The sequence below is a fragment of the Cupriavidus sp. 05T313 genome (assembly GCF_056396665.1).
In genome coordinates this window covers 84083-99001 of the sequence record NZ_JBFTLX010000011.1, presented here as the reverse complement: position 1 = coordinate 99001, position 14919 = coordinate 84083, and the positions used below count along the sequence as shown (strand labels likewise).

The window sequence follows — 14919 nt, the reverse complement described above, 5'->3', positions numbered from 1 at the left end:
TCCCCCGCCCCCAACGGTCTAGATCCCAGGAGCATCGACAGCAAACCGTCGGTGGACACAATCGCAGGACCGGTTCGCCAGGCAATACACGCGAGCGGGACTCGCCGAATTTGCTTGACGGGGATGAAAGCCAGAATGGATAAGCGCGTTCACTACAAGAAGATGCCTTCGCGACAGACGGAGCGATTCAGCAGGACGGTACTCACGATCAGGCCCGTGGCCCACGCCATCGCACTGCTCGTGGCGGCGGGCGGGACAATACACAGCGCGCATGCGCAACAGGCGTTCAGCCGCGCCTGGATGGCGCAGAAGAACATGATGCAGGACACGGCCGCTGCAACCGGCCGCCTGCCCAACGGCCAGCCGGCAGCATCGCTGACCAACCCCCTCGCACAGCAGCAACGCGCCAACGAACAACTGCGGCACTCCATCGATAACCTGAATGCGGCGGCGCGCGGCATCGCCGCCATGCAGGCGACGCAGGCGGCGGCACGCCAGGCTGCGATGAATGACCCATCGGTCCCCGACGGCCTGGCAGAAGGCGGCCTGAAGGTGGACACCAACAGCCTCACCGCGGGCTGGATCAATGCGCGGCCGCTGGACAAGGAAACCGGGCAGAAGGTCGTCGACGGCAGGACGCAGGTTGCCGTCCAGCAGACCGCCGACAAGGCTATCCTGAACTGGGAGACGTTCAACGTCGGCAAGAGCACCACCTTGCGCTTCGAGCAGCAGCCGAGCTGGGCGGTGCTCAACCGCGTCAACGATCCGCACGCGCGTCCCAGCCAGATCCAGGGGCAGATCAAGGCTGACGGCACGGTAATGATCGTCAACCGCAACGGCATCGTGTTCTCGGGCAGCAGCCAGGTCAATACGCGCAACCTGATGGCCGCAGCGGTGGGCATGACCGATTCGCAGTTCCGCAAGGGGCTCTACAGCGACGCATTGGGCGCGTCCTATGTGCCGACGCTCGCCAACGACCTGGTCGTGGGCACTGCGACTTCCTCGCATGGCAATGCCACAGGCGACGTGGTTGTGGAAGCCGGCGCGCGGATCGAAACGCGCAAGCCGCAATCGGTGACGGAAGGCGGCGGCTACGTCCTGCTGGCCGGGCGCGAGACGCATAACCGCGGCACCATCGTGACGCCCGGCGGCCAGACCACGCTGGCGGCCGGCGACAGCTTTATCATCCGCAAGGGCGTGGGCACGGACGCCAACCAGGATTCGAGCACGCGCGGCAACGAAGTCGATGTGCGGCGCAATGCCGGCAACCTGGCCGGGCTCGTCAGCAACAGCGGCTGGATCCAGGCCGCGACCGGCGACATCACCCTGACCGGCGGCAACGTGGAGCAGAAGGGCGTCGCTCTCGCGAGCACCTCGGTCAACACGCGCGGCACGCTGCACCTGAAGGCCACGGGCGACACCGGGAGCCGCGTGACACTGGCGCCCAACAGCGTCAGCGCCATCCTGCTCGACGACAGCAACGCCACGGCCCTGGATGCGCAGCGCGACGCGCTGGTCAAGGATTCCACCCGGCTTAGCGACAGCGCCTACAACCGGCGCGACCAGTCGCTCGTGAAGATCGATTCCAGCGGCGACGTCGACTTCCAGTCCGATTCCATGACGCTCGCCACCGGCGGCCAGGTGATGGTGGGAGCCGTGCGCCGCACGCGCGTGGCGGACCGCGCCGCGATCGACGTGGCCGGCGCCGTGGGCGTCAGCGTGGCGATGGAATCCAACAACGTCATGGTCAACGTGCAGGGCAACGAGCAGCGGGACTCGCCGCTCAACCGCGACAGCAAGCTGCTCAATAACGCCAATATCTGGATCGACCGCCGCACCCTGGTGCGCGTCGCCGCGGGCACCAACGGCTATGCCACCGAGCGCATGTACACGGGCGGCGGCCTGCTGGAAGTCAGCGGCTACCTGAGCACCGGCGGCCACAGCATCGGCGAATGGGCCGCGCAGGGCGGTACGGTGGGCTTCAGCGGCGGCGAGCTGGTCACGCAGGCGGGGTCCGGCATCAACGTCTCCGGCGGTTCGCTGAACGTGCAGAGCGGCACCATCAGGCAGACCTGGCTCAAGGGAGTGGACGGGCGCCTGTACAACCTGGCCACGGCGCCCGCGGACAATCTCTACACCGGGCTGTATCGCGGCTTCGAGGACACGCACGCGCGCTGGGGCAAGAACACCACGGAATACTTCCTCAGTCCGCTGATCGCGCCGGCCGAGCGGCTGGAGAACGGCTACACGGTCGGGCGCGATGCCGGGCGGGTGGTCGTCGGTACGCGGTCGGCCGTGCTGGAGGGCAATATCGACGCCACCGTATTCCAGGGCGACCGCCAGCGCAATGCGCCCGACAGCGGCCTGGACGGGTACAGGCAATCCCAGGCCGCCGCGCCGCGTGCCGGCCAGTTGATCATCGGCCAGGTCATGCCGGTCTACGACAGCAAGGGCGGTACGCTGCGCGACAGTCCGCAAGCCGTGGCGAAGCAGGTGGATATCGGCGCCGTGCAACGCATTGCGTCCGGGCTGGCCCTGACGGACGCGCTGCCGGAAGACCTGCAAGGCACGATCCGGTTGGATGCCGGCTGGCTCAACGGGCTTGGCCTGGGCGCACTGAGAGTCTATGGCATGGATGGCATCGCAGTGAGCGGCGACGTGCAGGTGGCAACGGGCGGCAGCATCGCGCTGCACGCCACGCAGGTTGACGTCAAGGCGGGCCTCACGGCGCGCGGCGGTGGCATCGCGCTGGGCAACATGATCAACCGGTTCACGAGCGACGCCGGCGGCGGCTGGCTGGCTGTCCCGGTAGCCGTGCCGACGGAAAAGGGCTATGTGCCGGGTGTCACAGTCGGACCGGGCGTCAAGCTGGACGCGCGCGGCCTGTGGACCAATCTCAAGCAGGATCCCACCGATATCCACGGGCTGCCGTACGTGAACGGCGGCACGGTCACGATCAGCAGTAGCGGCGATGTCGCGCTCGGCGCGGGCAGCCTGGCCGACGTGTCCTCGGGCGCGGCGCTGCTGCGGGGCGGCAAGCTCCAGGGCGGGCGCGGCGGCAGCATCACCTTGATGTCCAACCAGAACGACACCGCTGGCAAGGGCTCCGGCGCCTTGCGGATGGATGGCGAGCTGCGCGGCCACGGCGTCAGGGGCGGCGGCACGCTCACCATCGATACCGGCATCGGCGTTGCCATCGGCGGCGGCTTGCTGGCCGACAGCGGCTTGCTGCCGGCGGGTGAATCGGTGTCGGTCAACCTGACCCTGGCGCAGGCCGTCACCCTGGCTGCCGGGACGGTGCTCGCCAGCGATTTCACGTTCGCGTCCGATATCGTCGCGCCAGGGGAGGCGATGGCCGGCAACCCGGGCTTCAGCGCGTCGCGCCCGTACACCCTGAAGGCAGCATGGACCGTGCCGCGCGGAACCAACGGTACTTTCTTCATTCAGGACACCAGGGGCAACTTCTACGCCAACGGTAACGTGATCCCCGCGGGTACGGTACTGAACCGCGTGTCCGGCAGCATGGCGCCAGGCTACGTGGTGCCCGCGGACGCGTTTCCGGACGGCATGCCCGTGCCGGAGTTCAACATCACGCTGGCGGCCGGTACGCCGCTGCCAAGGCAAGTGGTGCTGGCCGAAGGCACCAGGCTGCTGGCAGGCACGAAGCTGCCGGATGCCGTGGCGGTCAAACCGTTGCTGGTGCTCGACAGCGGCTTGTTCCAGAGTGGCTTCTCACGCTATGCCGTGGGCAGCCACCAGGGCGTGCAGGTGGCCAGGGGCGCCGCGCTGGATGTACTGATGCCGGTGCTGCGCTTTGATGTTGCCGCGGGCCACGCCCTGGCAACCGGTGCCGATCCCGCGGGGGCTCTGGAACGCTGGCTCCCCCCGCTGTGGCAGGAGGACGCGGCCAAGGCCAGGCTGACGCAACGCGGCGGCGCGGACCTCGCGCTTTCCGCGGGTTCCGTCTTCACGCGGGCGCCGCTCGTCATCGGAGAGGGCGCGACCGTCAGCGTCGATCCGGGCCATGCGCTGACATTGCAGGGCAATGGCCAGATCACGATCGATGGCCGACTCAACGCCTGGGGCGGCAACATCGCCGTGCTGCCCGGCGCGCTGGGCACCGGCAGCGACGCGGGCCGTCCCAACGGCATCGCCGATACGATGTCGATCTGGATCGGCAACGGCGCCGTGCTCGATGCCGCGGGCCGCGCCGTTACCGCCGTCGATGCACGCGGGCGCGTCTACGGCCATGTCGGCCAGGGCGGCAAGATCGAGGTTGGCGCGCGCCATGACCTCGACGCCACCCAGGTGGACGCCGCCGATGCCTTCGTCGTGGTGCGCCCCGGCGCGCGCCTGGATGCCTCCGGCACCTCGGCCGTGCTGGACCTGCCCGGCCTTGGCGCCACCACGGTGGCGAGCGACGGTGGCGTCATTGCGCTGAGTTCCTACCGCGGGCTGTTCCTGGACGGCAGCCTGCGCGCGGCGTCCGGCGGCCACGGCGCTGCCGGCGGCACGCTGGCGCTGAGCCTGGAGACGCCCAATTACGGCCCGGTGGCCAACCTGACCGAGAAGGGCCCCGGGGTCGAAGACGCGGTGCGCCTGCCGCGCGAACTGGTGCTGGCGCAAGCGCAGGGCGGCAGTGCCCTGGCGGACGGCTTGCAAGCCGGAGACCGCGACGCGGCCCTCGCTTACGGTACCGCGCGCATCGGCGTGGACCGCATCGATGCCGGCGGCTTCGGCAATGTGGCGCTGCTGGCCAACGGGCTCATCAGCTTCGACGGCAATGTGAACCTGGCACTGGCGCAGAGCCTGCGCCTGACGGCCAGCGCCATCGGCCTCGCGGAGCATGCTGGCGCCGCCTCCGCGGTCAGCATGGCCGCGCCCTATGTGCGCCTGGCCGGCGTTTCCCGCGGCCAGCTCGACAACAGCATCATGCCGAACCCCGCAAGGCTCGCGGGGAAGGTGGCGCCGGTGGCGCAAGGGTCCGCGCTGCGGGTCGAGGCGGACTTGCTGGACCTGGCCGGCACGCTCAGTGCCGGCGTGCGTGGCACCATCAATCGCAATGCGGACACGCCGCTGGAGGTGGAGCGCAACGGCTTCGACGACATGACGCTGCGCAGCCGCGGCGATATCCGCATGTACCGCGCGGCATCCCTGACCGTGCCGGGCAACCTGACGCTGGCGGCCGCGCAGATCTATCCGGGCATGGGCGACAGCGGCACGGTGGTGGTCGGGCAGCGCAACTATGTGAACGAGTGGGGCACTCTGCTGCGCGAGTTCGACCCCGCGCGCCATCTCGATATCCAGCGCGTGGGCGATACGCTGCCGGAGGCGCCGTACTCCGTCTTCGGCCGGCTCAGCCTGAGCGCGGCCACGGTGAACCAGGGCGGCGTGCTGCGCGCGCCGCTGGGCGAGATCAATGTGGGTTCCACGGGCACGGGTACGGTCACCGGGCTGGTCAACCTGCTGCCGGGCAGCGTCACCTCGGTGAGCGCCAGCGGGCTGGTCATGCCCTATGGCGGTTCGCTCGACGGGCTCAGCTATATCCATGACGGCAAGGACGTGGAGTTCAAGGGCGTGGGCAACACCCCGGCCATCACCCTGGCTGGCCATGCCATCGATGTGCGGCAAGGGGCGGTGCTGGACATGACGGGCGGCGGCACGCTGACCGGCGCGGCCTTCCTGGCCGGGCGCGGCGGCTCCGTCGATGCGCGCATGAATCCGCTGGTGCAGGTGGGCGCGCAGGGCGGCTTCACCTTGCCAGACCTGGCGACCAACCCGGTCTACGCCATCGTGCCCGGCGCGCAGGCGGGCTACGCGCCGGTCGTCGCCGAGAAGGGGGCCAGCAACCCCTCCATCGGCCGGCAGATCACCATCGGCGCCGGCGTTCCCGGCCTGCCCGCCGGCACCTATACGCTGCTGCCTTCCACTTTTGCCTTGCTGCCGGGCGCATTCCGCGTCGAACTGAACGGCATGGCCGCGGGCGCGATGCCGGCGGGCAGCACCATTGCCATGCGCAATGGCTCGTACACCACGGCCGCGCAGATGGGCATTGCCGGCACCGGCATCCGCAATGCCATGCCCACGCAGGTCTTCCTGACGCCGGCCGATGTGCTGCGCGCCTACTCGCAGTACAACGAGACCAGCTACGCTGCATTCGCGCAGGCCGAGGCGGTGCGCAACGGCGTGCCGCGCGCCCTGCTGGAGCGCGATGCCAAGACGCTGCGCTTCGACTTCGCCTTGCCTGTGAGAGAAGGCTCGCTTGGCGATGCGCCTGCCTTGCGTTTCGCGGGCAGCACGCTGTACACGCCGGGCGAAGGCGGCTTCGGCGGCAGCGCGCTGATGCTCGGCAACAACGGCGTCGACTACGAAATCCTGGCCGCCGGCACGGCGCCGACGCCGGGCTTCAGGGGCATCTCGCTGCACGCCGCGGACATCAATGCCATCGGCGCGTCGCGTATCGGCATCGGCGGCCTGCCCTCGGTCCGCTACCTCGATCCCATCACGGGCACGCCGCAGCGCGCCAACATCGCCACGTTCGACACCGGCGCCGGGAACATTGTCCTGCGCACTGGCGCTGTGCTGAAGGCCGCCGAAGTCTTCCTCGTGACCAACACCAAGGCCGGCGGCATCGTGGTGGAGCAGGGGGCCGGCATCAACACGCTGGGGCAGGGCAAGGCCGCCTGGGATTCCACCCACGGCTTCATCTACCAGCCCGATGCGCTGAGCGTGCTGGCGGTGTCCAACGGGTGGCTGGACATGCTGGCGCCGGGCTACAGCACCGATCCCACCCGCGGCGCCGGGTTCATCGACATTGGCGCCTGCGCGCCAGGTGCGGCTTGCAGCGGCGTGACGCAGCTCTACTCCGAAGGCACGATCGCCGCTTCCACGGACCAGAGCTTCAACCTGCGAGACGCGGCCCGCTACGGCACGCGCAATCTGGTGCTGTCGGTCGGGGGCGTCAACGCCGGCAGCGAAGCCTCGCTCGCGGCCGTCGCCGCGCGCAACGCGCTGCCCGCGGGCCTGACGCTGAACCAGGGCATCCTGGACCGCCTGCTGAAGGGCGACACCAGCCAGGGCGCACCGGCGCTGGAAAACCTGGTGTTGAACGTGCGCGATGCAGTGCGCTTCTACGATTCGGTGGAACTGTCCACCATCGACCCGGCCACCGGCAAGTCGTCGCTGGAACGGCTGGTGCTGGGCACGCCGGCGATCTTTGGCTATGGCAATGCCGATGCGCTGGCGCGTATTCATACCGATGTCCTGGTGTGGAACGGCTCGACCAATGCGCCGGGACTTGTGGCGGCCAATGGCGCCGGCACCGGCAGCGGCCGGCTGCAGGCCGATGCCCGGCAGATCGAATTCGGCTACGGACCTGGCAGCCGCCCCGACACCATCCACAGCCTGGACCGGCTGATCCTGGGCTTTGGCAACGTCGACCTGAACGCCAGCGAGCGCATCACCGCCAACCACAGGGGCTCGCTCGCGGTCTACCAGTCGCAAGGCGCATGGGACGACGCGCGCAAGGGCTACGCCTATAGTGGCGGCAATCTCCGTCTCAACACGCCGCTGCTGACCGGCCACGCCGGATCGGTGAACAAGATCACCGCCGGCGGCGATATCCGCGTGGCAGCGCCCGCCGGTGCGGCCCCGGTGGCGCTGACCGGCAAGACCCTTGCCGACGCGCTGGGTGCGGAGATCGCGCTCGATGGCGGCAGCGTGACGCTGGACAGCACGGTCTTGCTGCCCAGCGGCAAGCTCACCGTGTCCGCCGAGCGCGACGTGGTGCTGGGCGATGGCGCAAGGCTCGACCTGGCCGGCCGCAAGATCGACTTCTACGACGTCAGCAAATACAGCTGGGGCGGCGATGTCGTGCTGGAAAGCCGCAACGGCGACGTGCGCCAGTCGGCCGGTTCCCGCATCGACCTCTCCGCCGTGGAGAACCGCGCCGGCAAACTGACCGCGCTTGCGCTGGGCGCGGGTGCGGGCACCGTCGACCTGGGTGGCAGCATCCTGGGTGGCAGCAGTGGCCACTACGATGCCGGCGGCACGCTGGTGCCGTTCGCGGCCGGCGGCGCGGATATCCGCGGCCAGCATATCGCCGGCTTCACCGGACTGAACCAGCGCCTTAACGACGGCAAGCTCTTCGGTAGCCGCAGCTTCCAGCTCAAACAGGGCGACCTGACGGTGGGCAGTGAAATCAAGGCCCGCGAAGTCAGCGTATCGGTGGACGGCGGCAAGCTCACCGTGGCCGGCACCATCGATGCCAGTGGCGAACAGGTCGGCAGCATCCGCCTGGCGGGGCGCCAAGGCGTCACCATTGCAGGCGGCGCGGTGCTCGACGCCCACGGCACGGTGCTGCGCGTGGACAGCTATGGCCAGATCATCGAAGCGCCCAACCGCGCGACCATCGAAATCAATGCCGGCACCGGCCGGCTCACCCTGGAAAGCGGCGCGCGCATGGACCTGCGCGCCGGCGCCAACGCGCAGACGCTCGGCACGGTAGACCTCAATGCCCGGCGCCTGGGTGGCGCGACCGGCAACGATATCGACATCGACGCCAGCGGCGCGGTGCGCGTCGACGGCGCCCGGTCGATCTCCGTCAACGGCTTCTGGACGTACCGGGACGCGGACGCCGGCACCGACCTGGCGGCGGATGGCCGTCCTTACCAGGTGATCGACCAGGCCTACCTGGACCGCAAGCACGACGACAGCCTGAAGTTCATGGGCAAGGCGCTGGCCAACGGCGACCTGATGAACCGCAAGCTCGCCGGCCTGCGTGGCTATGCGGACGCCTTCCACCTGCGTCCCGGCGTGGAGATCGTCAGCGCCACGCCCGATGGCGACCTGCATATCGATGGCGACATCGATCTGTCGCGCTACCGCTACGCCAGCGTCAATCCGCACACGCAGCAGACCGGCGTCTACGGCTCGGGAGAATCCGGCGCGCTGGTGCTGCGCGCGGGCGGCAAGCTCAATATCTACGGCAGCCTGACCGATGGCTTCGATGCCTCGGTCCTGCCAGTCACGCCGGACGACCAGGGCTGGGTGCTGGTGAAGGGGCGCGTGCCCTGGGGCGGCGATGTGGTGGTGCCGCACGGCGATCTGGTGACATTGGCGGAAGACACCTTCTTCCAGTCGGGCCGCACGCTCAACTACGACTTGCCGATGAAGGCCATGAGCCTGCGGGCCGGCACGGTGCTGGCGGCACGCGCCACGCTGGCGGCGGACCTGGTGCTGCCGGCGGGCAGCGTGCTGGGCGGCGCCGTGCGCGACGCGCAGGGCAATGTCATCCATGCCGCCGGCACGGTGCTGGCCAGGGACGTGCCGCTGGCCGGCGGCATGCAGCTCGATGCCGGCAACCGCCTGCCGGTCGCGGCCAGCGTGGCCGCCATGACCTGGCCTGCCGGCGTGCCGCTGCCGTTCCCCAATGGCACCATCAAGGACTCGGCGGATCCTGCCTTCAACGGCGTGGTCCTTGCGAGCGCGCTCATGCTGCGCAAGGGCGCGGTGGTGCCGAGCGAAACCGTGGTGAAGCTGCCCGGCGGCGCCACCATGGTGGCGCTGCGAACCGGCGACGCGAGCGGCAACCAGGGCCGCAACTGGGCGCTGGCGCCGATGCTGGCCGAGGGCTCGCAGTCGTGGTCGATACGGCTGGTGAGCGGCGCGGACACGCAGGCCGCGGACACGCGCGCCTTGCAGACCCGCAGCAAGCACGCGGGCATGCTGCTGGCCGACACGCACTACGGGCTGATGCCGGGCAAAGCGCTGGTGCCTGGAACGGGCCTGCCATCCGAGTGGGTGTGGGGTCCCGACGTCGTGAATTATGGGTGGGGCGTGCCGGGCGAGCCCGTCGAGGGCTTTGGCGTTGGCGACGCGATCGGCGACCTGAACAACATTGGCTTGGGCGAACTGGTCGTCAAGGTCAAGGACGGCACCCCTGCCGTGTACAAGGATGAGATGCTGCCGGCCCGCCAGCAGATGTTCAGCGTGCTGCGCACCGGCACGGGCGACCTGGACCTGATCTCCGGCGGCGATTTCACCATGACCTCGCCCTTCGGTGTTTATACCGCCGGGACCCAGTCCGCAAATGTGGGCGCAGCCTACAACCTGCCGCGCGCCAAGGACGTGCCACTCCCCAGCGCGCAGGACGGTACGTTGCTGGGCGCGGACGGTGCGGCGTTCGTGCCGTTCGTCGATGGCGGCGGCCAGAGCATGTACCGCGCCTGGTACCCGGAGCGCGGTGGCAATGTGCTGGTACGGGCCCAGGGCGACGTCAAGGGTGACCTGATCGGCAGCGGTACCAGCCAGCAACGCGACGATGCGATCGGCACGATCCGCGCCCACTACGACAACAGCGCCGTAGGCAACTGGCTGTGGCGCCAGGGTACGGGCAGTGCCGTGGCGGGCAGCGAAGGCGTGCCTACCGCCTGGTGGGTCAACTTTGGCAGCTATGTCGCCGGCCCGCGCTCGGCTTATGAACTGTTCGGGAGCGCGCCGTTCCTGGTCGGGTTCACCGGCATCGGCACGCTCGGTGGCGGCAACCTGGTGCTGGAGACCGGCGGCGACGCCGGCATGCTGTCGCCGCGCATGGATGCGACCGGCATCTATCTGTCGCGCAGCCAGGGCCTGAACCTGGCCGTTGCCAGCACGGGCCGGGTCTCGGCCGATGGCAGGCAGCTCACGCTGACCGGCGGCGGCGACCTGGACATCCGCATCGGCGGCGGCCTGAATCCCGTGGCGGAAGTGCGCGCCTTCGCGTCCCCTTCCGGCGAAATTACCCCGCTGACCCGCTACCAGGGCGTGCGCAGCGACCTCAACAGCACCTTCGTCAACCTGCGCGGCGCGTTGCGCGTGGAGGCCGGCTCGGTGGGCGGCATCGAGTTGCGCTTCGACCGCGCCGACCCGGAAGAGTCGCGTGCCTACGACGTCTACAAGGCCACGTCGTCCATCGCCGGCGGCGGGCCGGTGCTGGTGCCGGGCGACGCCGGCGTACGTATCGATACGCGAGGCGACCTGGTGCTGGGCGGGGTCGGCGACGCTGGCCGGATGACATTGAATACCAATGGCACGCCATTTACCGCCAACGGCATCCGCTACAACGGCGAGGGCTGGAGCTGGTTCTCGCTGTGGACACCGGCCACCGGCATCGACCTGTTCAGCGCGGGCGGCAATATGACGCCGTCCACCGCCGCGGCGGATGACCGGCGCGACAGCAACCACTCGGCCACCGACGGGCGCTTCGTCATGCCGTCGATGCTGCGCGCGGTGGCGGCCAGCGGCAGTCTCTACTACGGCAACGCAAGCACCGGCGCAATTGACGGCACGAACAAGCCGGTACAGTCCGCCACCGCGGTGATACTCGCGCCGTCGCCGGTGGGTCCGCAGTATGCCCGCACCGGCGCGGGCCAGCTGGAGCTGCTGGCGGCCGATTCCATCTATGCCGCCGGCTATGCGGTCACGCAGTCGGGCGCCGATCCCAGGGCCTTGCCCAATCCGTTCAACCCGGCCTTCGTGGGCAGCACCGAGAAGATCCACTACGGGACGCTGAAGATCAGCAACATCAGCCCGGACGGGTTGCCGTCCAGCGCGTTCCTGGCGAACATGACGGCCGCGGGCAGCGGGCAGATCTACCCGCTGTTCAGCCTCACGTCGCCGACAGCCTCGGGCTATGTGGCCGAAGGCCGCCAGCCGGCCCGCTTCTACGCGGTGGAGGGCGATATCATCGGCCTGCGCACCGGGACGATCGTCTATCGCGGAAACAACCTTGGCGCACCAGGCCCGTACAGCACCTGGTATGAAGGCGGGGGGCCGGTGGCGATCCACGCGGGACGCGATCTCGTCAATGCCGGGACCTCGCTGGGCGAGTACGAACTGGCGCCGGAGGGGGCACGCGGATGGTACATGCCGGCCCGCCGCGGAGACGGCACGTTCGCTGAAAAACCCACTGCGGTCTTAGGCGGCAGCGCGCGCGGCAACCTGATCGTGCATGACAACGCGGACGATGTATCGGTGGTCTCCGCCGGCCGCGACATCCGCTACAGCAGCTTCTACGTGGCCGGGCCCGGCTTGCTGGAAGTCAGCGCCGGGCGCGACCTGTACATGGCGGACCGGGCCGAGCTCAAGAGCATCGGGCCGGTCGCAGGCAACGTGACGCCGGGCGACCGCAGCAGCGGTGCCGGCATCGCGGTGGCCGCGGGCGTGGGGCGCAACGGGCCGGACTTCAACGCCTTCGCCGCGCGCTACCTGGACCCGGCCAACCTGGCCGATCCGGGCCGGGCGTTCGCTGGTCAGCCGGGCAAGGCGGTGACTATCTACAGCGGTGAACTGAAGCTGATTGACTGGCTGCGCGCGCAGTTCGGCTACGCCGGCGACGAGGCAGGCGCGCCAGCCTGGCTGCAAGCCAAGCAGGCGGAACTCGACCGCGCGCGCCAGCAAGCGGCAGCCAGCGGCGAGCCCGCCGCCAGGCGCGACCTGCAGCGCGAGTACGGGCTGGCCGGTCAGCTACACCTGGTTAACTGGCTGCGCGACCGTTTCGGCGGCCACAACGGCCTGGGGCTGCATTTCGACGCGGCGAGCATGGACGCGCGTCAGTTCTTCGCCGCGCTGCCGCCGGAACAGCAGCGCGCCTACCTGCGCAATGTGTACTACGCCGAGCTCAAGGCATCCGGCCGCGAATACAACCAGGCGGGCGGCCCGCGCGAAGGCAGCTACCTGCGCGGCCGCGAAGCCATCGCCACGCTGTTCCCGACGCATGACGCGCAAGGCAACGCGCTCGCCTACCAGGGCGACCTGACCATGTTCAGCAGCGCCAACTACTACGCCGACCCGACCTATGCCCCCGCGACCAAGCGGCCGCTGAAGGGCGTCACCTACCTGCGGCGCGACGAGCACAACGCAGCCGGCAGGCCCGCCACCATCGGCGTGTACGACCTGCTGGACGCCGGCATCCACACCGATTTCGGCGGCGACATCAACATCATGACGCCGGGTGGCCGCACGCTGGTCGGCGTGGATGGCGGTTTCGTCCCCGGCGAAGGCTCGGGCGTGCTGACGCAGGGGGCGGGCGAGATCCAGATCTACGCCAATGGCAGCATCCTGCTGGGGCAGAGCCGCATTTTCACCACCTTCGGCGGCAACATCCTGGCGTGGTCGGCGCAGGGCGATATCAACGCCGGGCGCGGTTCCAAGTCCACCGTGGTCTACACGCCGCAGCGGCGTGTGTACGACGGCATCGGCCTGGTCAGCCTGTCGCCGACCACGCCGAACACCGGCGCGGGCATTGCCACGCTCAATCCCATCCCCGAGGTGCCGCAGGGCGACATCGACCTGATCGCGCCGCTGGGCACCATCGATGCCGGCGAAGCGGGCATCCGCGTGTCCGGCAACGTCAACCTGGCCGCGCTGCGGGTGGTCAATGCGGAGAACATCCAGGTGCAGGGCAAGGCGACCGGCATTCCCGTGCTGGCCGCGGTGAACGTCGGCGCGCTGAGCAACGCCAGCGCGGTAGCATCGCAGGCGGTGAGCGCCGCGCAGGACGCGATGCAGCGCGAGCGCACCGCGGCGCGCCAGGGATTGCCGTCGATCTTCACCGTGCGCGTGCTCGGCTTTGGGACGGATGGGGACGATGCCACGCCCAAGGCCAGGGAAGGGGCCAGGGCAGCGCCGGCCAGCTACGACCCCAACGGGGTGGTGCAGGTGCTGGGCCAGATGGAGCTGAGCGAAGCGCAGCTCAGCCAGCTGACCGCCACGGAGCGCCGCAATCTCCGGCGTTGACGCGGGGCGGGGCCCATCCGGATGCGGTGCGCGGGTGGGCCTCGATATGGGCGGGGATACAGGGATGGAGCGACTCGCGCGTAGCGCTGCCGCCGGCCGCGAGCTATCGCCCGGCCTGCTCTGGCGCAGGCCGTGGTGGGCGTGGCAAGCCTTGTCCTGCTGCATGGCGACCCTGGCCGCGCCGACGTTCCTCACCATCGGCGTCCTGCTGATGCGCGACGCCCGCAGCGATCATCCGGTCTTCTGGCCGTCGCTGATGGTCATCGTGGCGCTCGCCAATGCCGTGGCGATCCTGCGGATCAACCAGCTGCATCGGCGGGCCGCCTTCGCGCGGCGCGGGATGCTGGCCGTGCGGTACTTGTCTTCGGGCATGTCGGCCGGCTGCGCCATGCTCCTGATCCTGGGCTGGAGCACGGGCGCGCTGCCGGAAATGGTGGCGCCGGTGGTGGCCACGGCCGATGCCTCCGCGCCCGGGATCGAGGCCGCGCTGTGGAGCATAGGTATTGCCCTCGCATTCGGCATCGCTTCGTTCGCGCATGCTGGTGTCTTGCATGCCTGGATCGGCTTTCGCCATGCGCCGCGGCACGGTGCCTAGCCAGCGTTCTTCCGCACCACGGGCCGGGTGAAGATCAGCGCCGTCTCCGTGCCTGCGGTGTCAGGGTCGTACAGATCCCAGTCCAGCCCGCACAGCGAGAATCCCAGCGCGCGGTAAAAGCCGATGGCGGGATAGTTCGTATTCTGCGTTTCCGCGCGCAGGCAGCGGGCTGGCGTAGCTTGCAGCAGGCGGTTGATTTCCCCGAGCAGCACGCGGCCGATGCCGGTACCGCGGAATGACGGGGCGACGAAGATCGCGCTCAGCATGGCCGACCGGTTCCATCGCTCGAGCCTGACGGTGGCAAAGCCGCAGATGGCGCCGTTGGCGCTTTCGAAGACGAGCGCGTGATCCGCCCGCGCGCAATCCTGCTCGAAGCCCGACGCGTCATAGTGGTTGAGTACGGGCTGCCCCAGGATTTGTTCCACCAGCCAGATGCCGAGCGGGCCGCTTCTTACCGCGTAGATGCGATCGGTCCGGTAGCTGGTGTCGAGATTCAGGATGCCGGCGCCGTCGCGCGCCCAGTCGATCGATCTGATAGTCATGCGGGT

3 protein-coding genes are annotated in these 14919 nt (G+C 69.4%); 2 read left to right on the top strand and 1 reads right to left on the bottom strand.

The genetic code is table 11. From position 1 onward, the window contains the following. Positions 1-135: 135 nt before the first annotated feature. Together AC1DKD_RS04690 and AC1DKD_RS04685 are read left to right on the top strand one after the other, a co-directional pair. Positions 136-13776 (top strand): filamentous haemagglutinin family protein, encoded by a 13641-nt coding sequence (locus tag AC1DKD_RS04690; protein ID WP_477111517.1) that lies wholly within the window; start codon positions 136-138, stop codon positions 13774-13776. A 163-nt stretch (positions 13777-13939) separates the two neighbouring features. Beyond that, positions 13940-14371: a hypothetical protein gene (locus AC1DKD_RS04685; RefSeq protein ID WP_441626934.1), complete on the top strand. Its 432-nt coding sequence runs from the start codon at positions 13940-13942 to the stop codon at positions 14369-14371. Here AC1DKD_RS04685 and AC1DKD_RS04680 read toward each other — a convergent pair. Continuing rightward, positions 14368-14913 carry a GNAT family N-acetyltransferase gene (locus AC1DKD_RS04680; RefSeq protein WP_441626932.1) on the bottom strand — a complete coding sequence of 182 codons (546 nt, stop codon included), beginning with the start codon at positions 14911-14913 and terminating at the stop codon, positions 14368-14370. The genes AC1DKD_RS04685 and AC1DKD_RS04680 overlap by 4 nt on opposite strands. Positions 14914-14919 lie beyond the last annotated feature (6 nt).